General features: G+C 68.3%; 27 protein-coding genes. 12 read left to right on the top strand and 15 right to left on the bottom strand.

The genetic code is table 11. The features are described 5' to 3' along the window. The first annotated feature begins 274 nt into the window (after nt 1–274). Both argG and sigJ read left to right on the top strand, forming a co-directional pair. Complete coding sequence (gene argG, locus ACO0M4_RS06005) at nt 275–1,720, top strand: argininosuccinate synthase (RefSeq protein WP_430368598.1); 1,446 nt, start codon at nt 275–277, stop codon at nt 1,718–1,720. Nucleotides 1,721–1,969: 249 nt separating this feature from the next. Then, the gene (gene sigJ, locus ACO0M4_RS06000; RefSeq protein ID WP_430368596.1) at nt 1,970–2,908 is read left to right on the top strand and encodes an RNA polymerase sigma factor SigJ; all 939 of its coding nucleotides are present in this window, start codon (nt 1,970–1,972) and stop codon (nt 2,906–2,908) included. Between the two features lie 31 nt (nt 2,909–2,939). On the opposite strand, the gene ACO0M4_RS05995 is transcribed toward sigJ, so the two are convergent. From ACO0M4_RS05995 to ACO0M4_RS05985, 3 genes are all read right to left on the bottom strand, one after another. After that, a complete protein-coding gene (locus ACO0M4_RS05995; RefSeq protein WP_430368595.1) occupies nt 2,940–3,773 on the bottom strand; it encodes a nucleotidyltransferase in 834 nt (277 codons plus the stop codon). 218 nt (nt 3,774–3,991) lie between these two features. Continuing rightward, entirely contained in the window at nt 3,992–4,351 is a 360-nt protein-coding gene (locus tag ACO0M4_RS05990; RefSeq protein ID WP_430368594.1) for a GntR family transcriptional regulator, read from the bottom strand. A gap of 1 nt (nt 4,352) precedes the next feature. Continuing rightward, the gene (locus tag ACO0M4_RS05985) at nt 4,353–5,339 is read right to left on the bottom strand and encodes a DUF1648 domain-containing protein (RefSeq protein ID WP_430368593.1); all 987 of its coding nucleotides are present in this window, start codon (nt 5,337–5,339) and stop codon (nt 4,353–4,355) included. 91 nt (nt 5,340–5,430) lie between these two features. Here ACO0M4_RS05985 and ACO0M4_RS05980 point away from each other — a divergent pair, with 91 nt between their 5' ends. Further along, entirely contained in the window at nt 5,431–6,960 is a 1,530-nt protein-coding gene (locus ACO0M4_RS05980) for a helix-turn-helix domain-containing protein (protein WP_430368591.1), read from the top strand. A 132-nt stretch (nt 6,961–7,092) separates the two neighbouring features. On the opposite strand, the gene ACO0M4_RS05975 is transcribed toward ACO0M4_RS05980, so the two are convergent. From ACO0M4_RS05975 to ACO0M4_RS05950, 6 genes are all read right to left on the bottom strand, one after another. Beyond that, nucleotides 7,093–7,419 (bottom strand): integrase, encoded by a 327-nt coding sequence (locus tag ACO0M4_RS05975; RefSeq protein WP_430368590.1) that lies wholly within the window; start codon nt 7,417–7,419, stop codon nt 7,093–7,095. Then, entirely contained in the window at nt 7,416–8,264 is an 849-nt protein-coding gene (locus tag ACO0M4_RS05970; protein WP_430368589.1) for a tyrosine-type recombinase/integrase, read from the bottom strand. The genes ACO0M4_RS05975 and ACO0M4_RS05970 overlap by 4 nt, the downstream gene beginning before the upstream one ends. A 129-nt stretch (nt 8,265–8,393) precedes the next feature. Further along, the gene (locus tag ACO0M4_RS05965; protein WP_430368587.1) at nt 8,394–8,696 is read right to left on the bottom strand and encodes a helix-turn-helix transcriptional regulator; all 303 of its coding nucleotides are present in this window, start codon (nt 8,694–8,696) and stop codon (nt 8,394–8,396) included. A 121-nt stretch (nt 8,697–8,817) separates the two neighbouring features. Continuing rightward, complete coding sequence (locus tag ACO0M4_RS05960; protein WP_430368586.1) at nt 8,818–9,522, bottom strand: hypothetical protein; 705 nt, start codon at nt 9,520–9,522, stop codon at nt 8,818–8,820. 627 nt (nt 9,523–10,149) lie between these two features. Continuing rightward, nucleotides 10,150–11,535, bottom strand: coding sequence for a tyrosine-type recombinase/integrase (locus tag ACO0M4_RS05955; RefSeq protein ID WP_430368584.1), 1,386 nt, complete (start codon nt 11,533–11,535; stop codon nt 10,150–10,152). Next, entirely contained in the window at nt 11,535–11,732 is a 198-nt protein-coding gene (locus ACO0M4_RS05950; protein ID WP_430368583.1) for a helix-turn-helix transcriptional regulator, read from the bottom strand. The genes ACO0M4_RS05955 and ACO0M4_RS05950 overlap by 1 nt, the downstream gene beginning before the upstream one ends. A gap of 1,066 nt (nt 11,733–12,798) precedes the next feature. Between ACO0M4_RS05950 and ACO0M4_RS05945 the strand changes: the two genes are divergently transcribed. After that, complete coding sequence (locus tag ACO0M4_RS05945) at nt 12,799–13,824, top strand: NAD-dependent epimerase/dehydratase family protein (protein ID WP_430368581.1); 1,026 nt, start codon at nt 12,799–12,801, stop codon at nt 13,822–13,824. On the opposite strand, the gene ACO0M4_RS05940 is transcribed toward ACO0M4_RS05945, so the two are convergent. After that, nucleotides 13,801–15,162, bottom strand: coding sequence for a DNA-binding protein (locus ACO0M4_RS05940; RefSeq protein ID WP_430368579.1), 1,362 nt, complete (start codon nt 15,160–15,162; stop codon nt 13,801–13,803). The two genes, ACO0M4_RS05945 and ACO0M4_RS05940, sit on opposite strands and share 24 nt — an antisense overlap. Before the next feature lie 349 nt (nt 15,163–15,511). Here ACO0M4_RS05940 and ACO0M4_RS05935 point away from each other — a divergent pair, with 349 nt between their 5' ends. The 7 genes from ACO0M4_RS05935 (at nt 15,512) to ACO0M4_RS05905 (ending at nt 19,041) form a co-directional block, all read left to right on the top strand. Continuing rightward, nucleotides 15,512–16,045 carry a hypothetical protein gene (locus ACO0M4_RS05935; RefSeq protein WP_430368578.1) on the top strand — a complete coding sequence of 178 codons (534 nt, stop codon included), beginning with the start codon at nt 15,512–15,514 and terminating at the stop codon, nt 16,043–16,045. Next, nucleotides 16,042–16,554 carry a hypothetical protein gene (locus ACO0M4_RS05930; protein WP_430368576.1) on the top strand — a complete coding sequence of 171 codons (513 nt, stop codon included), beginning with the start codon at nt 16,042–16,044 and terminating at the stop codon, nt 16,552–16,554. The genes ACO0M4_RS05935 and ACO0M4_RS05930 overlap by 4 nt, the downstream gene beginning before the upstream one ends. 74 nt (nt 16,555–16,628) lie before the next feature. Then, on the top strand, nt 16,629–16,823 hold the full coding sequence (locus ACO0M4_RS05925; RefSeq protein WP_430368575.1) for a DUF5999 family protein: 195 nt from the start codon (nt 16,629–16,631) through the stop codon (nt 16,821–16,823). Further along, the gene (locus tag ACO0M4_RS05920; protein WP_430368574.1) at nt 16,820–17,308 is read left to right on the top strand and encodes a hypothetical protein; all 489 of its coding nucleotides are present in this window, start codon (nt 16,820–16,822) and stop codon (nt 17,306–17,308) included. The genes ACO0M4_RS05925 and ACO0M4_RS05920 overlap by 4 nt, the downstream gene beginning before the upstream one ends. 139 nt (nt 17,309–17,447) lie before the next feature. Beyond that, nucleotides 17,448–17,906, top strand: a complete 459-nt coding sequence (locus tag ACO0M4_RS05915; RefSeq protein ID WP_430368573.1) for a hypothetical protein — start codon at nt 17,448–17,450, stop codon at nt 17,904–17,906. Between the two features lie 89 nt (nt 17,907–17,995). Then, nucleotides 17,996–18,601: a hypothetical protein gene (locus tag ACO0M4_RS05910; protein ID WP_430368572.1), complete on the top strand. Its 606-nt coding sequence runs from the start codon at nt 17,996–17,998 to the stop codon at nt 18,599–18,601. Beyond that, nucleotides 18,598–19,041, top strand: coding sequence for a hypothetical protein (locus ACO0M4_RS05905; protein ID WP_430368570.1), 444 nt, complete (start codon nt 18,598–18,600; stop codon nt 19,039–19,041). Before ACO0M4_RS05910 ends, ACO0M4_RS05905 begins: the two co-directional genes overlap by 4 nt. 662 nt (nt 19,042–19,703) lie before the next feature. On the opposite strand, the gene ACO0M4_RS05900 is transcribed toward ACO0M4_RS05905, so the two are convergent. From ACO0M4_RS05900 to ACO0M4_RS05880, 5 genes are read right to left on the bottom strand one after another with little or no spacing between them, the layout of a single operon-like run. Then, entirely contained in the window at nt 19,704–20,015 is a 312-nt protein-coding gene (locus tag ACO0M4_RS05900; RefSeq protein ID WP_430368569.1) for a hypothetical protein, read from the bottom strand. Continuing rightward, a complete protein-coding gene (locus tag ACO0M4_RS05895) occupies nt 20,012–20,227 on the bottom strand; it encodes a hypothetical protein (RefSeq protein ID WP_430368568.1) in 216 nt (71 codons plus the stop codon). The genes ACO0M4_RS05900 and ACO0M4_RS05895 overlap by 4 nt, the downstream gene beginning before the upstream one ends. Beyond that, the gene (locus ACO0M4_RS05890) at nt 20,224–20,805 is read right to left on the bottom strand and encodes a DUF6262 family protein (protein WP_430368567.1); all 582 of its coding nucleotides are present in this window, start codon (nt 20,803–20,805) and stop codon (nt 20,224–20,226) included. Before ACO0M4_RS05890 ends, ACO0M4_RS05895 begins: the two co-directional genes overlap by 4 nt. Then, nucleotides 20,802–23,423, bottom strand: coding sequence for a tyrosine-type recombinase/integrase (locus tag ACO0M4_RS05885; RefSeq protein ID WP_430368566.1), 2,622 nt, complete (start codon nt 23,421–23,423; stop codon nt 20,802–20,804). The genes ACO0M4_RS05890 and ACO0M4_RS05885 overlap by 4 nt, the downstream gene beginning before the upstream one ends. Then, a complete protein-coding gene (locus tag ACO0M4_RS05880; RefSeq protein ID WP_430368565.1) occupies nt 23,420–24,598 on the bottom strand; it encodes a tyrosine-type recombinase/integrase in 1,179 nt (392 codons plus the stop codon). Before ACO0M4_RS05880 ends, ACO0M4_RS05885 begins: the two co-directional genes overlap by 4 nt. Before the next feature lie 248 nt (nt 24,599–24,846). On the opposite strand from ACO0M4_RS05880, the gene ACO0M4_RS05875 reads away from it, so the two are divergent. Next, complete coding sequence (locus ACO0M4_RS05875) at nt 24,847–25,512, top strand: endonuclease/exonuclease/phosphatase family protein (protein WP_430368564.1); 666 nt, start codon at nt 24,847–24,849, stop codon at nt 25,510–25,512. The last annotated feature ends 4 nt before the right edge of the window (nt 25,513–25,516 follow it).

Below are 25,516 nucleotides of genomic sequence, written 5' to 3'. Positions count from 1 at the left end.
GTCGCGCGGTGCCGTCCCAGGGTCGTCACCGATCCGCTAAGGTGAACCTAAGTTAGGTTTGCCTTACTAGTACGGCAGCGGTACGCCTCCCGGCAGATATCTCGATGTCGAGATAACTCTAGTACATCGCTGCTGCCGGGTCATGCCCTGGCGGCGGCTACGCCACCCCCGTCCCGTCGAGCCGTCGACGAAGCGACACACCCCAGCCCCCTTCGCGTCACTCTTTCTCGGGCACCCCTTTGCATGACCATGCGCGAGGATGCATACTCTTCCTATGTCTAAGGTCCTCACCTCCCTTCCCGCCGGCGAGCGCGTCGGCATCGCCTTCTCGGGCGGCCTCGACACCTCCGTCGCGGTCGCGTGGATGCGCGACAAGGGCGCCATCCCGTGCACCTACACCGCCGACATCGGTCAGTACGACGAGCCCGACATCGCCTCGGTGCCCGGCCGCGCGCAGACCTACGGCGCCGAGATCGCCCGTCTGGTCGACTGCCGCGCGGCGCTGGTCGAGGAGGGCCTGGCCGCACTCACCTGTGGGGCGTTCCACATCCGCTCGGGCGGGCGGGCCTACTTCAACACCACGCCGCTCGGCCGCGCCGTCACCGGCACGCTCCTGGTCCGGGCGATGTTGGAGGACAACGTCCAGATCTGGGGCGACGGCTCGACCTTCAAGGGCAACGACATCGAGCGGTTCTACCGCTACGGCCTGCTCGCCAACCCGAACCTGCGGATCTACAAGCCCTGGCTCGACGCGGACTTCGTGACCGAGCTCGGCGGCCGCAAGGAAATGTCGGAGTGGCTGCTCGCCCACGACCTGCCCTACCGCGACAGCACGGAGAAGGCGTACTCCACCGACGCCAACATCTGGGGCGCCACCCACGAGGCCAAGACGCTGGAGCACCTGGACACCGGCGTGGAGACCGTGCAGCCGATCATGGGCGTGCGGTTCTGGGACCCCGAGGTCGAGATCCTCACCGAGGACGTCACCATCGGCTTCGACCAGGGCCGCCCGGTGACGATCAACGGCAAGGAGTTCGGCTCCCCCGTCGACCTGGTGATGGAGGCCAACGCCATCGGCGGTCGGCACGGCATGGGCATGTCGGACCAGATCGAGAACCGGATCATCGAGGCCAAGAGCCGCGGCATCTACGAGGCGCCCGGCATGGCGCTGCTGCACGCCGCGTACGAGCGGCTGGTCAATGCGATCCACAACGAGGACACCCTCGCCCAGTACCACAACGAGGGGCGGCGCCTGGGCCGGCTGATGTACGAGGGCCGCTGGCTGGACCCGCAGGCCCTGATGGTGCGTGAGTCGCTCCAGCGCTGGGTCGGCGCGGCCATCACCGGCGAGGTCACCCTGCGGCTGCGGCGCGGCGAGGACTACTCGATCCTCGACACCACCGGCCCGGCCTTCAGCTACCACCCGGACAAGCTGTCCATGGAGCGCACCGAGGACTCGGCGTTCGGCCCGGTGGACCGGATCGGCCAGCTCACCATGCGCAACCTCGACATCGCCGACTCGCGCGCCAAGCTGGAGCAGTACGCCGGCCTCGGCCTGATCGGCACGGCCAACCCCGCCGTCGGTGCCGCCCAGGCGGCCGCGACCGGGCTGATCGGCAGCATGCCGGAGGGCGGCGCCGAGGCCATCGCCTCCCGCGGCGAGGTCTCCGACGACGAGGAGATGCTGGACCGCGCCGCGATGGAGTTCGGCACGGACTGACCCGGCCCGCCGAGCAGACGGCTCGGCTCGGCTCAACCAGCTCAGCTCAGCTCCCGAAGAAGAACGCACCACCGGAGAGGCCGGCTCGGCGCCCACGGCGTCGGACCGGCCTCTTCCGCTCCCCGGGATCGGGGGGCCGTGTCACATGTGCGGCGGCTCGTCCGTCAAGGTGATGAGCGGGAACAGGCCGCACACCCAGAGCGCCGGCGGGCCGGATCGTCAAAAGGCCCGCGAGGGAGGACACCAGTCATGGACGACAAGCACACCGCGGCGGCCACCGGCGAGGGACCGGGCGACCGGGCGGACCGGGAGTGGCTGGCCACCCGCTTCGAGGAGCAGCGCGGCCAACTGCGGGCGGTCGCCTACCGGATGCTCGGCTCGCTGAGCGAGGCGGACGACGCCGTCCAGGAGGCGTGGCTGCGGCTGAGCCGGTCCGGGGTGGAGGGGGTGGAGAACCTGGGCGGCTGGCTGACGACCGTCGTCGGCCGGGTGTGCCTGGACCAGCTCCGCACCCGGCGGGCCCGGCGCGAGGACCCGTTCGAAGGGGGAGTGCACGTCCCCGAGCCGGTGGTGAGCCGGGTGGAGGGGCCCGACCCGGAGCAGGAGGCGCTGCTGGCGGACTCGGTCGGCCTGGCGCTGCTGGTCGTGCTGGAGACCCTGACGCCCGCGGAACGGCTCGCCTTCGTCCTGCACGACATGTTCGCCGTCCCCTTCGACGCGATCGCCCCGATCGTCGACCGCACCCCGGCCGCCGCCCGCCAACTCGCCAGCCGGGCCCGCCGTCGCGTCCAGGGCACCGCGCCGGTCCCGGACACCGACCCGGTCCGCCAGCGCGAGGTGGTGGACGCCTTCCTCGCCGCCTCGCGCGGCGGGGACTTCGACGCGCTGCTGGCCATCCTGGACCCGGACGTGGTGCTGCGCGCCGACGGCGGGGCCGCGGCACCGAACGTGACGAAGCTGGTCCGCGGCGCGACGGCGGTCGTCCAGCAGGCGAAGCTGTACTCCAAGATCGCGTCGTTCGCCCGGCCGGCGCTGGTCAACGGGGCGCCGGGACTGGTCAGTCTGCGGGAGGGGCGGCCGTTCTCCGTGATGGGCTTCACCGTCGCGGACGGGAAGATCGTGGAGATCGACATCCTGGCCGACCCGGTCCGGCTCGCCGCGTTGAACCTGACGTTCCTGGACGAGTGAGGGCACCCGGGCGGCGCATCCCCGCCACGGCTCAGCCGCCCCCGTACGCGGTCAGCGTCCGGTCGATCGCCGGGGCGAGGAAGGCGCGGGTGAGTTCGGCGCGCCGGGCCGGCCAGTCGGCGCGGTGGGCGTCGGGCGCACCGGCCGCGCCGGCCCCGTCCGGTGACGGGGGCGGGGGCGTGGGGCCGTAGCGCCGGTGGCGGATGTCGGCGAGGACCTGCGCCGGCGCGCCCAGGCCGGCCAGGACGGGCAGCGCCTGACGCTTGCTGATCAAGGTGCCGTTGCGCAGGGTCACGGTCGCCCGGGCCAGGGTCAGCAACCCGAGGTCCACCCAGATGTCCCGCAGCCAGTATTCCGGGTGGCCCAACGCGGGCCGCCAGAACCCGCGCAGGTCGGCGAGGACGAAGGCGGTCAGTTGGGCGTCGGTCACCGGGGGCAGGAGCCCGGCCGGGCCGTCGCCGTACAGGACCAGGCCGACGGTGTGGAGTTCGCGACGGGTGACCGGGGTGAGCGGACGGTACGTCAACTCTCCGTGCGCCCAGGCGAGATGGGGATGCGCCGGGTCGTCCGGCGCGGTGATGTCGGGGTAGGCGCAGTGCATCGTCCGGGCCGCCGGACCGCCGGTCGCGGCGAGCCGGCGGTGCAGGCCGGCCAGGTCGTCCTGCTCCTGCGGTGTGGCGGGGCGGGCGAGGAGCGCGATCAGGTCGAGGTCGCTGCGGCCCTCTTGGTAGTCGCCGCCGGCGAGCGAACCGTGCGCCCAGAGCGCCCGCAGCGGCACTCGGTCCAGAAGCCCCGTCAGAAAGGTGCGGAGCAGGGCGGCGGTGGCCGGCGGTGTCGGTTCGTGCGCGTCCGTCGCCCTCCGCATCGCCGCCTCCTGTCCCGGCCGCCGCGGCGGCCGTCCCGGGTTCCGTCCCCTGGCCCACCTGCCCGGCCCGCGCCGACCCGAACCGCCTTACGAGGCTGAGCCCGAGCGGAGCGCCGTGGTCCGCTGCGAAGCCGTCGTCCGCTCGGAAGCGGTCGTCCGCCCTGAACGCGCCGGCCGCCCCGAATCCGTCGGCCACCGCGAACCGTGGCCGGGCCGGGTCATCCCCCCTCCAACCCCAGCCGGACCACCCGCACGATCTCCTCGTCGGTCAGGCCCAGATGGCGGGCCTCGGCGATGAGGCGCTCGGCGGCCTCGCCGACGCGGGCGCGGGCCGGCGCGGCGGCTCCGGTGACCACCGCACCGCGACCGCGGCGGAGTTCGATCAACCCCTCCTCCTTCAGCCGCTGGTAGCCGCGCAGCACGGTGTGGACGTTGACGCCGAGCGAGGCGGCGAGGGCGCGGGCGGCGGGCAGGCGTTCACCGGCCCGGACCGAGCCGTCGGCGATGGCGCCACGGACCGAGGCGGCGATCTGGTCGCCGAGCGGCACGGACGAGCCCGGGTCGACGCGGAACAGCACCTCAGCCTCCTTCTCCGGACCGCCTGCGGTCGAGATACGTGGTGAGCAGCGCGGCGGCCGTTGCGGAGTCGTCGACCGTCACCACGAACTCCCGGCCCGTGGTGAGCTGCAGCACCACCCCCTCGCCCGAACGGAGCAGCAGGCCGCTGCCGCCGGGCCGGATGCGGTACCCCCAGCCACCGTACTCGGCGAACGTGGCGATCCGTCGGCTGGACGCCTCCGCCACCTTCTCCAGCGGTATCCGGTGCAGCGGGACCGGCAGCAGGGTCGGGGTGAGGGTCAGCCCGCGCCGGTCGACGGTCACCCGCACGGAGCAGTGGACCGCGACCGCCAGTCCGCCGAGGAGCATGGCCCCGCCGCCGACCCAACCGGCGGACACTCCGAGGACGACCCCGAGGCAGGCCATCGCGCCGGCCAGGACGCCCATCAGCGGCGAGCTGACGGTGCGTGACCAGCCGGCCCGGACACCGGGGGGCAGGTCGAGGCGGCGCACGGGCCCGGAGGACGGACGGCGTTCCGCCGGGTCGGCGCCGGCGAGCAGCCAGCCCAGACCGCCGGCGGCGACGCCCGCCCCCAGCGCCACGGCTACCTGCCAGACGGGCAGCCGGACCGTGGCCACGGCGGCCCCCTCGGTGTTCCCGAAGAGGATCACGGCCGCCGGATAGCCGAGGGCGACGGCCGTGAAGTAGCCCATCGCGACCAGCAAACGCCCGCTCCGTGCGGGCATCCGGAGCTGGACGAGGCCGCCGATGCCCGCGCCGAGGACGAGCAGGGTCAGCAGGCATCCCCACAGGAAGCCCTGCGCCGAGGAGTAGCCGTCGGGCCGGCCGTCCAAGCCGAAGTGGGTGGCGAGCCGTTCGGGCAGCCGGCCGGCTACGCACACGTAGATGCCACCGAGGGTCACGGTGACGAGGATGAACGGTAAGGCGGTTATCCAGCCCCGCCGGCGGGGGTTCGCGGGCGGGGCGGACAGCATGGATCGCTTCATGGCAACCTCCAGTTGTTTGCATAGTAGTAGAACAACCAACGGAAGACCTGCCAATAACGCACCCATCTCATATCTGAGATACGGTCACCCCATGGCAGACGACTACCTCGTACGCATCGGCAGGCTCATCCGTGACGCCCGACAGCACCGTGGCTGGACACAGACGCAGCTCGCCGAGGCGCTCGGCACCAGCCAGAGTGCGGTCAACCGCATCGAGCGCGGCAACCAGAACATCAGCCTTGAGATGATCGCCCGCATCGGCGAGGCCCTGGACAGTGAAATCGTCTCGCTCGGGTACGCGGGACCGATGCATCTGCGGGTGGTCGGCGGGCGCCGACTGTCCGGCAGCATCGACGTCAAGACGAGCAAGAACGCCTGCGTCGCACTGCTGTGCGCGACGCTGCTCAACGCGGGCCGCACAACGCTGCGCCGGGTGGCCCGCATTGAGGAGGTCTACCGCATCCTGGAGGTGCTGGGCAGCATCGGCGTCCGCACCCGCTGGATCAACGACGGCAACGACCTGGAGATCGTGCCGCCGGCCCAACTCGACCTGGCCGCCATGGACTTGGAGGCGGCCCGCCGCACCCGCAGCGTCATCATGTTCCTCGGCCCGCTGCTGCACCGGATGGACCGCTTCAAGCTGCCGTACGCGGGCGGCTGCGACCTCGGCACCCGGACCGTCACGCCCCACATGACCGCGCTGCGGCACTTCGGCCTGGAAATCACCGCGACCGACGGCACCTACCTCGCCGAGGTCGACCGCAGCGTCGCCCCCAAGCGCGCCATCGTCCTGACCGAACGCGGCGACACCGTCACCGAGAACGCGCTGCTGGCCGCCGCCCGGCACGACGGCGTCACGGTCATCCGCAACGCCTCGTCCAACTACATGGTCCAGGACCTGTGCTTCTTCCTGGAAGAACTGGGCGTCCGGGTCGACGGGATCGGCACCACCACCCTCACCGTCCACGGGGTGGCGAAGATCGACCGCGATGTGGACTTCGCTCCCTCGGAGGACCCGGTCGAGGCCATGAGCCTGCTGGCCGCCGCGGTCGTCACCGAGTCGGAACTGACGATCCGCCGGGTCCCGGTGGAATTCCTGGAGATCGAACTGGCCGTCCTGGAGGAGATGGGCCTGGACCACGAGCGCAGTGCGGAGTACCCCGCCGACAACGGCCGCACCCGACTCATCGACCTGACGGTCCGCCCCTCCAAACTCCAGGCCCCGCTCGACAAGATCCACCCCATGCCCTTCCCGGGCCTCAACATCGACAACGTCCCCTTCTTCGCGGCCATCGCCGCCAGTGCCCAGGGCCAGACCCTGATCCACGACTGGGTCTACGACAACCGCGCCATCTACCTCACCGACCTCACCCGACTCGGCGCCCAGGTCAAACTCCTCGACCCGCACCGCGTCCTGGTCGACGGCCCCACCCGCTGGCGCTCCGCAGAAATGATGTGCCCCCCGGCACTCCGCCCCGCCGTCGTCGTCCTCCTGGCCATGATGGCCGCCGAGGGCACCTCGGTCCTGCGCAACGTCTACGTCATCAACCGCGGCTACGAGGACCTCGCGGAACGCCTCAACTCGATCGGCGCACAGATCGAGATCTTCCGGGACATCTGATACGCGGATGCCGCCACGCCCCATCTGACCTGCTGTTTAGCAGGCCGGGGAAGGGTGCGGCGGCATCTCTGGGACTTTGGGCCTGCGGCGGGCTACGGGCCACGCTCCACAGGCTCTGCCGACCGGCTGCGTCTACGCGAAGATCGCGTCGATGGCGGCGCTTCCCCGTGCGCCGGCGCGGGGCAGGAAGTGGGAGTACTTCCGCAGCGTGAACCCGGGGTCGGAGTGCCCCAGCCAGCGTGCCAGGGAGACGATCGACTCGCCAGCCTCCAGTTCCTCGGAGGCGAAGAAGTGACGCAGGGCGTGGAAGCCGTGCTCCCGGGACGGCTCCCACACACGAGCACTGTCGGCGCTGCCTCCCTCCAGCGGTGCGATCACGCCCGCCGCGGCCAGCGCGGGCTTCCACACGTAGGAGTTGAAGTAGTTCCGGTTGATGGCCTTCCGCTCGCGGCCCGTCACCAGGAGGTTGTAGGTCCTCGGCCGCCGGTGTTTGGCCTCCACGGCGTCGCGGCCGGAGTCGGGTCGTCCCAGGGCAGCGTGACCGGCACCGGCGCGAACTCCTCCATGTGCTGCCGGATGGCCCGGGCCACGCTGGACGGCAGCGGCACGTCCCGGACCTTGCGGCCCTTGGGGAGCGCGAAACACAGCTTGGCCCGCACCATCTTGACCTGCCGCCGGACATGCACGACTTCCTTCTCAAAGTCGATGTCATCCGCTGAGAGCCCGAGCGCCTCCCCCTGCCGGAGCCCGAGACCTGCTCCGATCACGAGGAGGAGCCGGTAGCGATCCGGCAGGGCCTCCCGTACCGCCAGCACCCGCTCGGGCGGCCACGCCTCGACCCTGCCGGGTGTGGCGGCCGGAGGACCGACCGTGCTGGACCGACATGGATTGCGTCCGAGGCGACGATCCTCGACGGCGGCCTGGAGGACGCTGGACAGCGTCGCCCAGACCAGACGGATCGAGGTCGGACCAAGGTCCTTCTCCAGCCGCTTTTTCCAGTGACGCAGGATTTCCGTGCCGATGGCGTTGAGCGGCTGAGCACCCAGGTGGGGAACGATGTGTCGGCGTACCCTCTGCTCGATCCGTTCGATCGTGGACGGGTCACCGCTCTGGGTGGGCCACCAGTGGGTGGCGATGTAGTCCTTGAGGGAGATGGCCCCATCGCGTGGATCGACGAACTCGCCTCGTCGTGCGTCGGTCTGGGCCTGGGCGAGCCAGGTCTTGGCGTCCTGGAGGGCGTCGAAGGAACGGTCCTTGACGCCGGGGATGCCCTTGACGCGGTAGCGGGTGCACTTGCCGTACATGGCGGTGCGCTCGCGCTTGCCGGTTTTCGGGTTCGGGCGCTTCTTCAGCCATCGGTCTTCTATGTAGCCGGCCAGGTGGAACTCCTTGCTGGTGGGGGTGGGAGGCGGCGCTCTACGGCGCTTCGTGCTTCAGGCACTGAGGAAGCGGCTGGACCGCTCCTGCGGAGGGGTGTTGAGCGGGTTGAGGGCCGGGTTGGCACGGGAGTCGGCCTGCTCTTGTTCGCGGACCCAGGCGTCGAGCGCTTCGAGCCGGTACGTGACTCGGCCGCGGGGTCCCATGCGGAAGCTCGGGGGTCCCTGCCGACGGTGGCGCCAGACGTAGAGAGTGTGGGGTGAGAGGCCGAGATAGTCGGCCGCGTCCTTCACGGTCAAGAAGGCGGCGGACAAGGCGCCCGAGGGGGCCGTGCAGGCAGGCAAAGATCGTGCAGGCATCGGTGGATCTCTGTGAGGTAGGGAAGGAGTGAGCCCGGGTGGGGAAAATCAGTTCCGCCCACCCGTTGCCGTGTCATGCGGCAGGAAGGAAATCGCGGTCGATCCGCAACGAGGGACAGCGCTACTGATGGCGCACGGCGGTCAGGGCCGGCTCACTCGGCAGGTCAGAAAGGGCGAGGGCAGCTTCGAGCCGGTCCCAAGGGATTTCATCCCGTGTCGGCTTGCGAAGGCAGTGCGCGAAGCGTTCGGCAAGGCGAGGAGCGCTCATTCCAGCGCACTCAGCCTCCGCGAGGATGTGCGCCGCGGTCTGGTCACCGTTCTTCAGCCACGCCGCGATGCGCGCGTCACGCAGAGCCGAGACATTCCTGCCGAGCGGCGAGTCACCCTCGTGCGCTCCCAGAACCGCCGCCCGCGCTTGCCGCCAGATCTTCCGGTAGAACGGGGCGGTCAACGGTCGCCCGTCGTCGAGAACGAATATCGCGTCATCGGGACGGAGATCGCGCCGGGCGATCTCCGCCTTCAGGAGCGCTACCAACTCCCGGCAGGCGGGAACACGCCGCTCAGCGCCCGCTCGCCCCGGATCCGTCTCGCCGCGCTCTTGTCCGTGGGGGCGGATCAGCAGCCAACCGCTGCGGTCGTCCGTGAGTTCCACGTCTCGGACGCGCAGCGTCAGGGCTTCCTTCGGCTGCAGCGCCGCGAGAGCGATGGACGCCAGGAAGGCCCGCAGTACGAGGCCGTTCTGCGGCTGTTCGGCGGCCCAGTCGAGTATCGAAAAGCACTGCCGATCGGTCAGAAGAAACGTTTTGGCACCAACAACTGCGGCCATGGGCAAGCTCCTTGGGGTGAGGCGTAAGGGTAGGCACGACAATCCCGGCACCGTATGTGGATCGGACGGCGCCTGAACTCCCCCAATAGTCCGGAGAATCACCGGTTTCGCTAACCGGCGATCCCGTGCTATGTTGCGCCGACCATGCCCGCGATCTTCCGTGACTGCTCTAGGTTCACTTGCTTCGCCGCGCTATTCCAGTCCGTTCCGGGTTCAATGTGTCTGCCGTGGGCGAATACCCACGCCAGCCTGGAATAGCCGATCCCCCGCCCAACCGAATGCTCGCCTTGAGTGAGCGAGGCCGCCCGAACAGAGCACGTGCCTTCTAAGCACTTGGCCGCAGGTTCGAGTCCTGCCGGGGGCACCACTGACCAGCCGTCAGGCTGCCAACGTTTCCCCAGGTCAGAGCACATACACCTGACCCCCGAGATGAAACGGACTCCCGTCCCCCGAGGAGGGTGGAGTCCGGCTGGCACCGGCCAAATCCGGGCTTCTACGGGTGCCCGTCCCACATACGTCCCACAAAATCCGGGCCCTGCGGGACCACGCCGTGCTCCTCCCGACACGCAGCAGAGCGGCCTCGGTGCCCCACGTTCGGGGGCCCGAGGCCGCTCTTCACGCCGCAATTTACGGCAGCTCTTGCACCCCTTCGGCACGCCTCAAGTAGTCCTCGGCCTGGCCGACGACGCAGCGGGCGTAGACGGCAAGGAGCACCGGCACGCTGTTTCCTGCCCACTCTGCGACCTGCGCCGAGGGAATGCCGCTATTGAGCCAGGCCGTCAGACAGGTATGACGGAGGTCATATACCCGCTTACCTGTCGGAGAGTTCAGCTCGTGCTCGGTGAGGATGGCCTTGCGCGCTTTGCGCCAGACGCGCCGGAAGACGCTGCCGGCGAGCATTCCGCCCTTCTCTCCTGGGAAGAGACGATCGCCATCCTCAAGGCCAAACTCCTTGATCATCTCGCGGAGGAGGACGACGAGGGAGGGATGGATCGGCACCGGGCGCGTGTCACCCTCGCCACGCCCCTTGAGCTCCCGCTCCTCGTGGACCTCACCGGTGTCGGTCCAAGGACGGCCGACTTCGGGCTGGGCTTCATGGACGAGGAACTCGCCCCATCCTGTCTCCGGGAGCGTGGCATCACCCACGCGGAGAGCGACGGCTTCCTCAGGACGAAGACCCGCGTAGTAGAGGGTGGCGAAGAAGGCCCGGTAGAGGGACCCGCGACGCGGACGTCCACCTATCCAGGCCAGCATCTTGGCAACCAGGTCGCGGTTAAGCAGGCATCGCTTGTCGATCGCCTGAGCCGCCTTCGGCGCCGTCCGCTCCCCCTTCCCCTTCGAGAAAGGGTTGCCCTTCAGGTAGTTATGCCTGATCGCGTAGCCCATCACCAAGTTCATGATCCGGGCGTTCCGCGTGACCGAACTGGCAGCTGCCGCGGTCCCATCCAGGCGGGTACTGAGAGCGGTGACGACCTTGTCGACCGTCTCGGCTTTCTCCAAGGCGCTCATCGGGAGAACATTTCGCTGGACCCAGTCGAGAATCTTCTGCGCGTCGGCCGGCACCAGGGCCTCAGGGTCGGTACGCCGCCTGACGTTGAAGGCGTACTCCCGCAGCGCCTTGCGGACCTCCACCGGATCGAAGTGCTCTGGCGGAGGTGTACGCAGCAGGGCGATGGTCGCGGGCGTGAGCGCCTTGGCGAGGGTCTTCCGGGAGTTACCGGAAGACCCTGGCCATTTCCAGTCGACGTACTCGATAGCGAAGTTGTACCAATTCACCCCGGCAGCCTTGGACATCCAAGAGATCGGCCGCCCCGTGTCGATATCGAACGGCTCGCGCTTCCGATGCGCGGACATCAGCTTCGATCGCTCGTCGTCAGCTACCAAGCTCTTCTTGTACGTCTTACTGTGCTTCTTGTGGGCCACTTTCCAACGGACGGTGTAGCTGTTCCCGTTGGCTCGCTTGTTCGCCTCTATTGGGTAGAAGCGAACATCCAACGAGGCATTGCCATCCATCAAGAAGGGTCCTCACAATCAATCAACCAGTTTTCAAAATCGCTACGCCGTATTCGGAGGGATCCATTGGGCAGCCGGATGCAGCGCGGCCCGTGGCCCTTCTGACGCCAGTCACCGAAGGTCGATCGAGCGACCCCCAGCTCGTCACAGACATCATCAACAGTCAGCTTCTCTGCGGGGCGTGTTGCTACTGCCACAGCTGCACCTCGACATCACCGACGCAACCCGCCACGGCATGGAGACTTGTCGTTGCGAGGCAGAGAACGACAGGGGGTATCACGGTTCGACACATGTGATCGGGGATTCCTTACGGGCGAAGGTGCGGGCGGCAGAATGGCATCAGCAGCTTCCCGACACCTGATACCGCCGTGCAGGCATCGCAGCCTTCAGCGGGCCAGCATTGCGATTTCACGGGCAGCAGCAGACCAGCGCCGCGTGCACTAGCTCCACCTTTGTTTTGCAGCACGGTCCGATGCATCCGCCATGGCTCCACCGCCAAGCGCAGCCGAGTGCGGACACCATCAATAATCCGCACGATCGCCGGTTTGGTTAACCGGCGATCGTCGGCTATGTTTCGCCCCTCCCCGCGAGCTGCGCCCCCTTCCTTCCTCTGCTGTAGCCCTGGTCAGGAGGCCAGTCGATAGGAACGAAGGGCGGGAGTCTCACCGTCCTGAACAAGCACCAGCAGCCCGTCTTCCGTGAGTCGTTCCAGGTTGCGGATGACGACGCGCTCGGAGACACCAGTGCCCGCAGCGACTTGCCGAGTTGTGGCCTCCTGGCGCGCGGCAACCCATGCCAGGACCTCACGGTCACGACGGTAGTCCCGTTGGCACGCGTCCTCGCTGATTAGACCGGCTGCACACACGCAAAGGCACAACGCGGTAGAAAGTGCACCGTAGTCCTCCGCCTTCTGTGCGGTCCATGCATTCAGGGCGCCCAGTCCCAGGAGAACAGGAGCTGTGAAACGAGCGGAGCGGAGAAAGGTGTTGGACAGTGGATCCTCCTCTGAACGGGCCTCGACATCAAGGCATATAGAGAACGAGCCATGCAGCCAGCATCTCTTGAATTGAAGACCCATACCTAGCCTGGCGTCTTCCGGACTGTTGTACGTTGACATCAGCCCGGCGGAAGTTCCAGTCCTTTCGAACTCTTCCTCGTCTGCTGTGGGCGAATGCAACCGAAGCCGCGGCCGCAGGGTCGATCGGCCGGCTCTCACGCCAGAGGGGGCTTCCACCACCCCGGCCGAACAGGCAGGATCAAGGCATGAGGATTTTGGTGCTCGGCGGGACGTGGTTCCTGGGCAAAGAGGTTGTGTGCGAAGCCCAACGACGCGGTTGGAAGGTAGCGACCTTCAACCGGGGTCGTTCTGGTCAGGATGTGCCGGGTGTGGCCGCAATCCGCGGAGATCGACAGGCCGCCAGGGACCTGGAGCGACTCGCGCAACACGGACCGTGGGACGCCGTCATCGACACCTCCAGCTCCGACCTTCCTCCGCGCGATGTTCTGCTCGCTGCCAACGCGTTGGCAGCACGGACTGCTCGGTGGGTACACATCTCCACGGTGTCCGTGTATTCAGGGTGGCCGCACGACCGGCTGACGGAAGAGTCGCAGCTCCTGGAGTGCCCCACTGATGCCGATGAGACATTCGGCTACACAGGCCCTGACGGGTCGCCGACGGAGTACGGCTTCCAGAAGGCGGGCGGCGAGCGGGCAGTCAGGGAAGCCCTGGGTGATCGAGCTGTCTTCCTGCGGCCTGGAGTCATTTTGGGGCCGGGGGAATACGTAGGTCGGCTGCCGTGGTGGCTGCGTCGTGCCCACCGCGGCGGCCCCCTACTCGTCCCTTCACCTGCCGATCGCCGGATCCAGCCCGTCGACGTCCGGGACGTCGCGCACTTCGCCATCGATCAGGCGGCTACTCCTGGGCGTGACGCTTACAACGTCGCCCACCCGCAGGCCGTGACCTTCGAGGAGTTCGTTCAGGAGTGCATCGCCGTCACCGGTGGGGCTGCCGAGTTGGTTTGGGCCCCGCCAGAGTTGCTCGGGCAGTTCGGCGTACGACAGTGGACGGAACTGCCCTTGTGGCGGACTCATGCGGGTGCGTGGTCAGTGGAGTCGGAGCGAGCTGTCAGTGGGGGCCTGCGGTGCCGGCCTCTTTCCGAAACGATTCGTGACACCTGGGCATGGTTGCAATCTGGCGGGCTCCCCGTTGAGCATCCGCGATGGGCCAAGCACGGGATCGCTCCGGGAAAGGAACGGGAGATCCTCTCAGCGTTGGGTGTCAGTTTCTGATTCGGTGGTTCCGCCTTCCAACGCAGGCATTTGCAGGCGAGGTGGCTTCAGCTGCCGGGCCGGTGACATGTGGGCGAAGTCCTGGATCTGTTCGCGTAGGCCGCCGGCCTGCAGTGCCAAGCGATACCTCTGGCTGGCCAGGGCCTTGTGGACTCGGGAAATCCTCTCCAGCAGGCCGGGAGAGCGTTGGTCCTGCGGCACGGCCCACAACGGTTCCAGGGCCTCGACGGCTCCCGCCAGGTCATCCCGCAGTAGCCGGGCCGCCGCAAGATCAGCTGCTGCTCCACCTACTACTCGGGCCGACCTGAGGGCTACTGGACGTCGGGAGGCAAGTTCGAGCGAACGAAGCGCCGCCGCTTCAGCCTGCGGGCCGTCTTGGACAAGGAGGTACGTCGAGCTGCTGGACATGGCCAGACGCTCGTCCGTGAACCCGAATTCTCCCTCCAGCCCATCATGCAGGTCATCGGAACGGCCAACTCCTGCTGCATGAGATCGGGTTACTGCCTGATGCGCCGAGTCCCGGTCACCCAGGTAGGCGAAGGCCCGGGCCTCAATGGCTGCGAGGCGTCGCCGTGCGGTGTCGCCGAGGCCGGTGAGACTCTGCGCCATCTGGGCAAGTCGTGCTCCTTCGGTCGGGTCGTCACTGAAGTACGCGATGAAGGCACGTGTGCCGAGAGCGTATGCCTTCAAAGGGTCGAATCGGGAGGTCTCGGCGTACCCTTCGGCAGCGCGAGCCGCCGTTCGGGCCTGGTCGGGATAACCCAGGTCGAAGGCTGCAGCAGCAATGAGTGCGCATGCTTCGCCAGCCCGAATCAGCAACTCCTGTTGCTGTGCGGGAATTTGCGTGCGCGTTCGTTGCTCTTCCGCTTCTTCGCGCAGGGCACTTGCTTGCCGAAAGACATCGAGGGGCGGCTTCCGGTTGTAGCCCTTTGCCAGCGACGTCAGATCATCGTGGAGTTGGTCCAGCGTTGTGTCGGAGAGAGAAGTCGAGGCAGCCGCGCTCGCCTCGTTCTGTGCGTCTCGTGTGGTCATGGCGATTTCGTCTTCCAGGTTGAGCTGAGGGGCCGCCGCCGCGTGGGCCTGCGAGGGCGGGGGCGCGAAGAGCGTCGCCGCTTCGACTCTGAACATCCGCTCCAGGGTGCGACACACCGCGGGGCTAGGAAGCTCCAGAAGATCTCCACCGGTCCATCGCCGAAAGGTGCGCTCCGAGCAGTCGAGGTTCCGCCCCTCGTCGCCAAGGACTTCTTCGGCCGTGGCGCGGAAGTGGTGGTTGAAGTCCCGGTAGCGCCAACGCCGCTGCCGAATGAGGACTGCAAGTAGCGTCCGCGGGGTCTTCATGTCGACTCCTCGTTCCATCGGCGAACCGCCGATTCCCCAGGACCAGGAAACCGATCCACCGTTCGGCTCCGCAACTGGTCGCCCTCAGATGGCACGTTGACGGCACCTTCGTGGCACTTTCGTCACCCGAACGGTAGCGAAGTGGCACGGGTGACGACATGGCGGTGGCGCCCGGACTGGGAGGAATCTGTTCCCGCCCTGGAGGTCGGGCAATCGGCTGCGGATCCGATGCGGCTGGCCATTCCCCAGAGCACACTCCCCAATCTCGTCCCGCTAACCAGCCTCCCCGAGATGCCTCGGACCAGAGGCGAGCAAGCAGACGAACTCCTACGACGAGCCGAGGCCAGCAATGTGCCAGAGCATCGCTCTTAGCCAAATCCCTTCGCTGGACCAGGAGAGCGCGTACTACCAGCGCCTCTTCCCCAACGCTAGCCAGGCCGGCAAGGACCGTGCCGTTCAGTTGATGTTCCTTCGGCTTGGATCCATGCAGCAGTTGCTCGGTCGCATCCGAGAGACCGGCCGGAAGCCACAGGTATGCCTTTACGCGCTCACTGCGCGGAACTGCAGCCCGACGCGTTCTCTCCGAGAGGCCCGAGCCTTCGCTGAGCGGGAAGGACTGTTCGTTCGTCCGGGGCAGTCTTTCACCGACCTCGTCGACCTCGCCCTCTCCGACCAACGTCCCGGCTGGGCGACCGTACGTCAGCAGGTGGAGAAAGGCTACGTGAACGGCGTGGTCGCACTCACACCATCAGTGATCGCTCCGGACATCAACGCCTATGAGCGTGAACTCAGCTGGTTCGACACTCATGGCGGATTCGTGGGCCTCGTCCATGCTGAAGTTACCGAGCCGCCGCCCCAAGCCGTGCAAGGGGCGACGACATGAGCCGGCTACCGGTCCGGCTTGCCGGCCCCCTGGAACAGTCCGCCGAGGAGATGCCCTTGACGGAAGACGTCCTGCTCCGCCTGCTGGCGAAAACCAAGGCGTGGAAGCCATTTGATCCCAACGCCCTCCTCGATCGAATCGCCGTCGCGCTGGACGTCGTACCAGCCCCCTTGGAGGAGCTGGAGCAGGCCGCGCAGGACGTCGTCGAGGGCTTGAGTCAGCTCCTGAACGTGGCCCTGGCTGCGCGGGAAGACGGTCGTGACCCCTACATCCGCACCCTCGTGCAACGGGGGCAGCGTCTGCGCGACGAGCCACTGCCGATCGACCCAGATCAACGGCGGCAGGCGTGCCGCACCTTGAGCTGGGTCGTCGGCGAGTTGCACGACCAACTCGTAGTCCGCAAGGCCATCAAGGGCGTGCCCGACGAGCCCTTGCGTGCCTCTCCCGTTGCCGACATCGATCCTGGCGAGCAGGAGTCCAAGCTGACATCCCCCCGTGTGTCGGCCTAGTCAGCCAGCCGGCGCCCGACCGACCGGCACCCTCTGAATCTGAACCCGCAACCCGCCTGCCCTGCGGAGGTACCATGTGCCACCATCAGCCCCCGTGTCCGCCGTTCGATGCCGCCGACCGGGATGCCGCACACCTCATTTCGCATCACCCGGAGCAGGGCTGGAGCCTGCTCTGCAACGGCGTACTGACGTTCGAGGACGCTGGTGAACTGCTGCCCGACGGGCAGGTCATCGCCCCGCACCGTCCGCGCGTGACAGCCGCGGCGTGATCACCTCCGTAGATGGTGAGCCGACGGCCGACGCCGCCGCGGATCGGCTCAAGAAGGTGCTCGAAGGAGCGGGAATCAACGTGGAAGTGGGTACCGCCCTCTTCCACGGGGGCCCCCACGTGGAAATCAGCATGCTCGCCTGTGAGCCTGCGGGCTTTGCAGCGCTGCGCCTGCTGCATCTCTTGCCGGACTCTTGCTGCTGCCCGGTGTGCCGCTACGTACTGTCGCCTCCAGACGACTCCGAGCGGATGGCCGCCATCCTGGGACGGGCGATCGAGCGCGCGCTCGATGGTGAGCGCATCAATCTCTCGGCCCACAGCGGGTGCAGTCACTGCGATGTGCCGGACGGGGTTGAACCTGATTCCCCTGTGCGTCCGGTGCTCGCGTTGCGGCTGGCGGACGGCATCGAGGCCGGGCTCCGTGCTCTCGCCTGCTCCGAGGGCACTCCACCCCAGCTGCCTTGTTGCTCCGTCTTTCACCCGTGACCCCGCTGATGCCGTCGGCGCGCGGCAAGGTCCTGTTCAAGTAGCTCGGCCCGCATCCCCGCGCCGGTCGGACGGCATTTCCTGGATTTCTGTATCCCCAGCAAGGCACTCGTGTGCTGCGGACCGGGAGGACCGCGAGATGACCAAGATGACCGTGCTGGAGCGCGCCGCTGCGGCGGCCGACGGTAACGAGTTGGACGTGCTCCGCCAGGACGCCCATCAGGTGATCACCGCTGCACGCCAGTACCTGGCCGACCCGTGCCTCCCGGAGTACGAGATGCACGTACTGAAGGTGGAAGCGATTATCGGCAACCTCCTGTCGTCACTCGAAGGTGCGGACAACGGTCCGGCAAGATGCGCGGTCATCGCCTTCGCCCGTGGGTTGGTCCGCGGTGAACACCACAGCCGGGGCTACCCGCCACATCGCCGTCTGCGGATCCTGCTCAACTCAGCAGCGCTTCTTTACCAGCGCTCAAGCACACCACTGCCGAGTTCCCCAGACGACGCACCCACCGTGCAACTCCCGCTGGAATTCCGGCCCGAACATCGTGCGGACACGGCCACCACCATCCGGGTGCCGGTCGCCGGCACGGCTTGATGGACAGCCCCGCTGCCCAGTCAGCTCCCCGCCCTTGGCAGCTGCCTCTCCTCTGCCTATCGCTCGTGAACGACTGCCCGGAGAACTGCATGACCAGCAAAAACAAGCCCGGCTTCTTCGCTCCCCACCCCACACGTCAGGAGACCGTTGACGCGGTCTTGGCTCTCGACCAAGAGCTTGACGCCGCCGACCTACACAGCCTGTCTCCCACCTTTGACAGCAACCACCTCGGACTCCCCCACGTCAGGCTGAACGCGATCAACGCCAGGACCGCGGTCGAGCTTGCGCGGCTGCTCCGCAAGGCGTTGCGCGGCCCCTACAAGGTGGCCGCTCAGCTCGGGGCGGCAGCCCGTGCGCATGGCCTTGACGACTTCCCCGACCCGACGATCTACGGCGCGAAGATCCATCTGGGTGAGGTCTCGATCGCCACGGCGGATCGGTTGGCTTGCCTCCTGGGCGCCCCGACCGAGCCCGAACTGGAACTGGCCGACACACCCGACTGGCCCGAGTCGCAGCACGTCTCAGATCGGCTCCACACTGCGTTCAAGCACGCCACCGACGGTGGATTCATGGACCAGTACGTCCACACCTACTGCCGGCGATGCGACGGCGAACCGGCCATCGAACTGGGAGCCCTCTCTGTGGGCACCGCCCGTCGGCTGGTGAAGGCGCTCCAGCGTGGAGTGTCCTCATGACCGAGCAACCACAGCGCCCCGACATCGCATGCGACCTGGTGTACCGCGCTGAGGCGGCCCGTGAGCACCGCAGGAAGCTCCCCCTTGCCCTGCTGAGCGCGGCCGAGATCGGAATGGGACGGCACCAAGACCGCGCCAACGCGCGAGTCCTCCGTCGCAGCGTCGGCGATCACAGTTGGCCGGGCCGGAGCCTGGTGGGCGAGGAGGCCGCCGAGGCCGCATGGCAGATCGCGCTCTATGCCGATCCTCTTCCCGACTTCCAGCGCCTGGCCCTGCGCCTTCTGGCCGACGCCGTGGTCCGGGGCGAGGCGCCCCTACGGCAGTGGGCGCCCGAGCACTCGGCAGCCTTCGCCGGCATCGCCCTCAAGACCGTCCCGGAAGCACCGCAGCCAGACGACGACACCCGCTCAACGAGCACGGTGAGGGGGAAGGCGACATGACCACGGCCAGAACGCCCGCGCCCACGACGTGGGACAACTGGGAGGCCAACGGCCAGACGTTCCGGGTGATCACCGACACCGAACTCGACCGCTTCGCCCGCTACTGCCTCGGCCGCCGCCGGCGGACCGCCGTCGACGCCGGCTGCGGAATCGGCGACCGGCTGGCGCAGCGTCATCCGCTACACCCTGCGCGGCCCCCTGGCCTGCCTGGTGCTGGGCACCGCGGGCCCATAGACCGGCCGCACGGTGGCCCGGAGACACGATCCCGGGCCATCGAGCGGTCTTCCACCGCCCCGTACCGGGGCTGCCCACCTACCACAACCCATAGACGAGGGGGACCTGTTGAACGAGGTGACCGAGGTCGCAAACGATGCCTTCCGCGTCCTCTCATGGAATATCGAACATAACGGCACCGACCCTGATGGATCGGATCACCGTTGGCATCTAGCCATGGACGTTCTCGCCACACTCCGGCCGCACGTGCTACTCCTGGCGTTTTCCGGCTGACGGAGCTGCGGAGGGGCCTGTGACCTGGGAAATAACATAGCGAACATGTCCGGGATGTGGAGTGCCGCGGGCGGTGCGCCGCTCGATCGAGTGACGAAGTCGACGGTGGCCGGGCGTCGGCGGCGGGGCGGTCGTGGTGCCCCGGCAGGAGCTGGTCATGAAAGGGCCGCCGTTTCGTGGGTGCCGAGTGCGGCGTCGAGGGCGTCGACGTGGAGTGACAGCGCAGCGCTGATCGACTCGGCACTGGGTGCGATGCCGAAGTGTGCGTCCGCGGCGTCGCCGACGGTGTCGTCGCAGGCGTCGAAGAACTGCTCGATCTCCCGCAGAAGTCGGCCGAGAGAGGCGACTTGCTCGCGGTCCAGAAAGACCGCGCAGGCGACGGCCTTCGAGGTCGTCCTTCCTGCTCCAGCGTCTGCGGAGGATTTGCTGCGACGGATGCCGCGGTCTGATCGGGGCCCGGATGTCACTGCGTCTCCTCGTCCTGGCTGCCCTGCTCGGCCGTCTCCTGGCTGGGGGCAGAGGTGCCGGCGTCATCGGACGCGGCCTCGGCCGGCCGGTGGTCGGCGTACTGGGAGGTCACCTTGGTGGGAACGTGGCCCAACTCGCGGCGGGTTGTATCCAGAGTGGACCCGTTGCGGATCAGGCTTTCGGCCAGCTGGCGGCGGGTGGGAGAGGTCACGACTGCTCCAGTTCGATGAGTTGGGCTTCGAGGTCGGCGATGCGTTTGTCGGCGAAGCGGACGTTGTCGCGAGCGGCGGCCAGCTTGTCGGTCAGCGACTTGTTCTCCGCCGTCAGCCGGCGGGTGCGGCGGGTGAGGTTGGCGTTGTCGGTGGTGAGGCGGACGATGTCCTCCTCGCTCCACTGCGTTTGCAGGTCCTTGACCTGGCCGAGGAGGTCACCGATCTGCTCGCGTTGCGCGCGGATCTCGTCGTGGGCGGCCTTGAGGGCTTCCTCCGTGTTCAGCGCGCGTTCGCGCCAGGCCACCTCGATCGCCTCGTGTTCGGCCTGGCGGTCCTGAACGCGGCGGCCGGCGGCCCGGCTGATCGCTTCCGCGACGAGAGTTCGGGCCTCGGCGTGCTCATAGAGGAACGTGCGCGAGACATCCGCGTGCCGGGCGACGGCGGCCATCGTGATGGGTGTCTTCGTCCCGGCCAGCCGTTCCAGGGCGGCCTGGATCCGCTTCAGCCCGGCCTGGGTCTTGCGGCGCCGGGCCTCCAGGGCGTTCGCGGTGCGGGCCGCGGGCACTGTGGTCGTCACGACTCCTCCTCGGACCAGTCGTCGTCGAGCGCGTCGCCGCCGGCGGCGGCCAGGTCCGTGGCCCTGAACGCGGTGCTCCAGACGCGGCCGAAGTAGTCCTGGGGCCGTCGCAGGTCCAGGGCGAGGGCCTGGTCGAGCAGGCCGAGGCCGGCCAGGGCCTTCTCCAGGCCGTCGATGGCCCGGTCGGTGGGCTCGAAGACCTGGTGCAGGTAGTCGGCGGTCGCGTCGTCCGGGGCCCGCTCGGCGATGGATCTCCACTGCTCGCGCTTGCGCCGCCAGTAGAGGAGGTCGGCGCCCGACATGACGAACTTGTCGCAGCCCTCGCAGTTGAGCTTCCACGGGCACTCACCGCCGTCGACGACGGGCTGGAAGGTGCAGAACCCGCCCTCGGCCGGGGTGGAACGGCGCGAGAGGTCCACGGCCAGGGCTTCCGCCTCCGTCCGGCTCATGCCGTCGCTGGGCGACGCGAGCAGCTTGCCGGGTGCGGGGGCGCCGGGGCCGGCCACCCAGACGTGCTGGAGGACGTCCTCGATCTCGGAGCTGGCGACCTTCGCGTAGTGCTCGGCCATCCGTACCGACACCTGGCCGAGGTACTTGCGGATGTGGTGGAGCCCGGCGCCGTGCCGCAGCAGGTTGGTCGCCAGCGTGTGGCGAGCCTGGTGCGGGACGCATGAGCCGAGGTCGAGCTGTTCGATCCACTGGGCGAAGCCGGAATGGAAGAAGGTGTAGGAGATCGCCCGCGTTGCCCGGAGGTTGCGGACGTGGCTGGGGAACAGGGCGAGATGCTTGCGCTCAGCGGGGGTGGGCGGGCGGCCGTGGCGGTCCTCGAACCTGCCGAGCGTGATCCGCTGGCGCTCGCGGAGCCGCTGGTAGATGCGTTCGGGGATCCGGATGGCCTCGTCGTAGTTGCCGACCTTCGTCTGATCGTGCCAGAGCAGGGGAAGGCTGCCGTAGCGGCCGACGCACTCCAGCCGCAGCTCCAGCACTTCCCCGCAGCGACGCCCGCTGAAGACCAGGGTTTCCCAGATGTCGCGTACTCCGCGATCACGGGGGTCGTAGTCGTCGGCCAGCTGCTGCAGATTGGCCTCGTCGGCCAGGGCCTGCGCGACGTCGTCGCTGAACGGGCTGCGCTGGCGCTCGGCCACTCCATTCCCGCCGCCGTGGGGCAAAGCGGTGATGAAGCCCCGGGACAGGCCGACGCGTTCGGCATCCCCGTTGTCCAGGGCCTCTCGAAGGACAAGCCGCCCGTAGTTGAACACGAACCGCAGCGAGACATCGGTGACCTTGCCGGGCTTCCCCTTGGTGGGATGGCAGACGCCCAGGTGCGGCAGCCCCTCCCGGGCGCGATTGCGATGATCGGCGACGAACCGCTTCATGTGTTCCTCGCCCAGCAGCCGGGGGTCGTGTCCGCCCTCCGGCGCGGCGATCTCCAGGAACGCGCTCAGCTCGACGCAGGCCCGGCGGCAGGCGTCGAAGGGGGTGTTGCTGCGCGAGCCGGCCGGGTCGTCCAGCCGGGCGGCAAGGTGGTCCCAGAGCAGGTCACGCAGCCACCGCTGGGAGACCTGGGTCAGGTCGAAGTGACTCAGGCGGTGCCGGAAGCGGACCCCGAAATGCTCGGTGTCGATGTAGCCCAGTTCCCTGCTGTCAGCGCGGGTGAAGTAGACGAGCTGAAGGTGACGCCGCATCTCCTGCAGCACCAGCTGGCCGCGCTGGGCCGGGTGGGAGATGGCCAGGCTCTCGTCGAACAGCGATGTGACGCGTTCGGCGCGGGCGGCATCCACGATGCGCTGCAGCCATTTCAGCGGCCACTCGGTGTGCTGCGAACGCTGAGCGTGCGCGATCATCCCCCAGCGGACCTCGGCCTGGACCAGCGGCGGAAGGCCGCGCAGGTTGATCTGACCCGCCCGGGTGGCCGCCTTCACCCGCGAGCCCCAGGAACGGAAGGCTGCCTCGTCGCCGTAGAACACCGGGACCGGGCTTCCGACCTGCTCGTGGCTGAACCACTGGTGCGGCAGTATCGCCTGGCCGGGCCGGCCGTCAGCCGCGTACTGCTGCTCGTGGGTCAAGCACAGCCCCAACGGGCCCCGGGCCCAGGACAGGCAGACCGCCGCGAGGCACTGGCCGTAGGCGGCGTAGGGCACCTCCCCGAGGAGCCAGGCGTCGAAGTCCAGCTCCGGGGCGGTGGTCCGGGCGAACTTCCACCGGCCGACGTGGCGTTGACACAGCTGCCGCAGCATGTTGGTCACCGGCCGATCCGGACAGATCCGGCAGTTGCGCGGCTCCGACGTGGACTCTGTGGAGTGCAGCGGGCCAGCAGTCCGCGCGTAGGCGAAGCGGCTCAGGTCGGGTTGTTCCCGACGGACGCGAATCCAGTCAATCTGATGACCGCTGCACAGATCCTTGGTCGTCGTGCGGGGCGTGCAGCAGACCTCCACCGCGCACTGCCAGGCGAAGACCTCGTGGCGGGGCGGGACACGGATCACCTCGTCGCGGTAGAACGCTTCGACCGCCGGCGCCTGGATGAGGGCTTCAAGCAGTTCCAGACGGTCCCGGAACTGGCGGCGCTCGGCGTGCTGGTCGACCACGGGCAGCAGCAGCCGCGGCGTCTCGGCGGTCATACGTGCTCACCCCAGACCGTGCGCAAGGCGGCGTCGAAGACCGGATCGTGGATGTCGACGTGCGCGTAGATCTCGTCCACGACCTCCGTCGAGGCCCAGCCGCCGGCGTCCCGGGCCACCACCAGGTTTCCGTTCGCCGCATCGAGAACCGAGGAGGCAAACGTGTGGCGAAATGCGTGGGGGCGGACTCTGCCCAGCCCAGCACGGGCGGCGGCCCGGCCGATCATCTTGCGGGCCCCCTCTGGCGCCCAGGGCATCCCGCGATCCGCGCCGTGCTGCTGGACCAGCAGCTGACCGTGCCCGGCGCCCCGCGGGTACTCACTCATCATGTACTCGAAGTAGGCGTGGATCATCGCCGGGCTGACGCGCTTGATCAGGCCGCCGCGGATGACGCCGTCCTCCAGCTCCCAGGGGTACTTCGTCTTCGCCCTGGCACCGTTGGCAAGCCCGTCGCGGTGGCAGACGTGCGCGTGCGGGGTGCGGCACTCTCCGCAGGCCGCCCCGTCCCGCAGGTGAAGGTCCGCCAGGTGCAGGCCGCAGAGTTCGCCGATGCGAAAGCCTCCGTCGCTCAGCCACTCCACCACCAGCCGGTCGCGAGCAGAGTTGGCCTCGTCCAGCAGAACCTCGCGGGCCCCCTCCGGCAGCATCTTGGGATGCCGACGCCGGATGCTCTTGGGCGCCAGCGGGTTGGCGGGCATGTCGCGCTTGAGGTGCCCCAGCAGCGAACGGTGCCGGTCAGCCTTGGTCGGCATCCGGCGCAGATTCAACTGCTCGGCCAGCGCGGCATTGACCCCCAGCGCGGCGTGGTGGAGGTAGAAGCCCTTCAGACACGAAGCGGTCGTCTTCAGCGCGCTGTTGCCGTACGACTTCTTGCCGACGCGCCACGGCGTGCCCAGCGGCATCGGGACACGGGCCCCGACCGCCCCCATGTACCGCTGCAAGTCCCGGAACCCGACGGTCTCCGGCTCCAGTCCCTCCTGCTTCATCCACCGCAGATGATCGACGAGCACGTACGCGTACGTCTTGTCCGTGCCCGCCCCCGCGTACTGGTCCAGGTACCGGTCCGCTGCCGGATGGACGCCCCCGCCCGGCTCAAGAATCGTGTACGAGCACCGTCCGTCCCGGTGTCGTACCTTCTGCACTCTCAGCTGGCCCATGAGCAGCCTGCGTGCCACTTGTCCTCCATACCGACTCGATGTGACGTGGCGAACATCCCGATCGCGGTAGGAAAACGAGACCGGGACGTCATGAGTCACAGGCACCGCAGACATCACGTACAGCTCAAAGAGAGGCCGGAAAACGCCAGGAGCTCACCCGCGCGGACATGCACGGCCAGCGCGCGGTGTGGGCTGAGGCCGCCCGGCTCGGCGGCCACGTCCCGTTCCTCGCCGGCGCCACCCCGGAAAGCGCCAACCCGACAGGCGTGTACGTCGATCCGAAGCTGTGCGAGCCGACAGAGCGTTTCGAGCACACCACCGGCATGTGGCATCCGGTGTCCAATCCGGTCGTGCGTCTCAAGGGAACAACGGGCAAGCTGAGCCTCGCCTCGATCCACCTGTGCTCCTTCGATCCCGATCGGCGAGTCAACGAGACCCGGCGGCTGACCACCTTGGGCAAGCCGGGGATGGCGGCGATCATCGGCGGCGACTGCAACAGCTACCCGCACCGCGAATCTGAGGCGCAGGACCTGCCCGACTGGGAGGACGTAGCTGACCGCAGCCATTTCGAGCACCGCACGATCGACGTCGGCGGCGTGCGGGTCTCCGACACCCGCCCCGACCACATCCTTTCCGGGACCCATCACGGCCACCAGCCCGTCTTCGTCGAGCTGGGACAGTACGCAGCGACTGAGTTGCACATTCCCGGTGCGCTCGCGCCCACAGCATCACTGTGGCGCACGGATCAGGGCCCGATGCGTCGCATCGACCGGATTTACGCGACGCCGCAGGTGGCGGACGCCCTGACGGATCTGAAGGTCATCGTCAACGACGACGTCCGGGAGGCATCCGACCACTGCCCCGTGATGGCGACCTTCAGCCTGTCCCGGCTGCGGAAGGCCCTGTCCCCGGCCACCTCGACGGCCGCCTGACCAG

This window comes from Streptomyces sp. RGM 3693 (assembly GCF_050471125.1).
Classification (GTDB): domain Bacteria; phylum Actinomycetota; class Actinomycetes; order Streptomycetales; family Streptomycetaceae; genus Streptomyces.
Note: the sequence above shows the minus strand (reverse complement) of the source record. Positions and strands in the feature narration are given on the sequence as shown.

Excerpts from the sequence above, each read along its gene's own strand:
- argG (WP_430368598.1), top strand. The coding sequence starts at position 275 with ATGTCTAAGGTCCTCACCTCCCTTCCCGCCGGCGAGCGCGTCGGCATC.
- sigJ (WP_430368596.1), top strand. The coding sequence starts at position 1,970 with ATGGACGACAAGCACACCGCGGCGGCCACCGGCGAGGGACCGGGCGAC.
- ACO0M4_RS05995 (WP_430368595.1), bottom strand. The coding sequence starts at position 3,773 with ATGCGGAGGGCGACGGACGCGCACGAACCGACACCGCCGGCCACCGCC.
- ACO0M4_RS05985 (WP_430368593.1), bottom strand. The coding sequence starts at position 5,339 with ATGAAGCGATCCATGCTGTCCGCCCCGCCCGCGAACCCCCGCCGGCGG.
- ACO0M4_RS05980 (WP_430368591.1), top strand. The coding sequence starts at position 5,431 with ATGGCAGACGACTACCTCGTACGCATCGGCAGGCTCATCCGTGACGCC.
- ACO0M4_RS05970 (WP_430368589.1), bottom strand. The coding sequence starts at position 8,264 with ATGTACGGCAAGTGCACCCGCTACCGCGTCAAGGGCATCCCCGGCGTC.
- ACO0M4_RS05965 (WP_430368587.1), bottom strand. The coding sequence starts at position 8,696 with ATGCCTGCACGATCTTTGCCTGCCTGCACGGCCCCCTCGGGCGCCTTG.
- ACO0M4_RS05960 (WP_430368586.1), bottom strand. The coding sequence starts at position 9,522 with ATGGCCGCAGTTGTTGGTGCCAAAACGTTTCTTCTGACCGATCGGCAG.
- ACO0M4_RS05955 (WP_430368584.1), bottom strand. The coding sequence starts at position 11,535 with ATGGATGGCAATGCCTCGTTGGATGTTCGCTTCTACCCAATAGAGGCG.
- ACO0M4_RS05945 (WP_430368581.1), top strand. The coding sequence starts at position 12,799 with ATGAGGATTTTGGTGCTCGGCGGGACGTGGTTCCTGGGCAAAGAGGTT.
- ACO0M4_RS05940 (WP_430368579.1), bottom strand. The coding sequence starts at position 15,162 with ATGAAGACCCCGCGGACGCTACTTGCAGTCCTCATTCGGCAGCGGCGT.
- ACO0M4_RS05935 (WP_430368578.1), top strand. The coding sequence starts at position 15,512 with ATGTGCCAGAGCATCGCTCTTAGCCAAATCCCTTCGCTGGACCAGGAG.
- ACO0M4_RS05930 (WP_430368576.1), top strand. The coding sequence starts at position 16,042 with ATGAGCCGGCTACCGGTCCGGCTTGCCGGCCCCCTGGAACAGTCCGCC.
- ACO0M4_RS05925 (WP_430368575.1), top strand. The coding sequence starts at position 16,629 with ATGTGCCACCATCAGCCCCCGTGTCCGCCGTTCGATGCCGCCGACCGG.
- ACO0M4_RS05915 (WP_430368573.1), top strand. The coding sequence starts at position 17,448 with ATGACCAAGATGACCGTGCTGGAGCGCGCCGCTGCGGCGGCCGACGGT.
- ACO0M4_RS05910 (WP_430368572.1), top strand. The coding sequence starts at position 17,996 with ATGACCAGCAAAAACAAGCCCGGCTTCTTCGCTCCCCACCCCACACGT.
- ACO0M4_RS05905 (WP_430368570.1), top strand. The coding sequence starts at position 18,598 with ATGACCGAGCAACCACAGCGCCCCGACATCGCATGCGACCTGGTGTAC.
- ACO0M4_RS05885 (WP_430368566.1), bottom strand. The coding sequence starts at position 23,423 with ATGACCGCCGAGACGCCGCGGCTGCTGCTGCCCGTGGTCGACCAGCAC.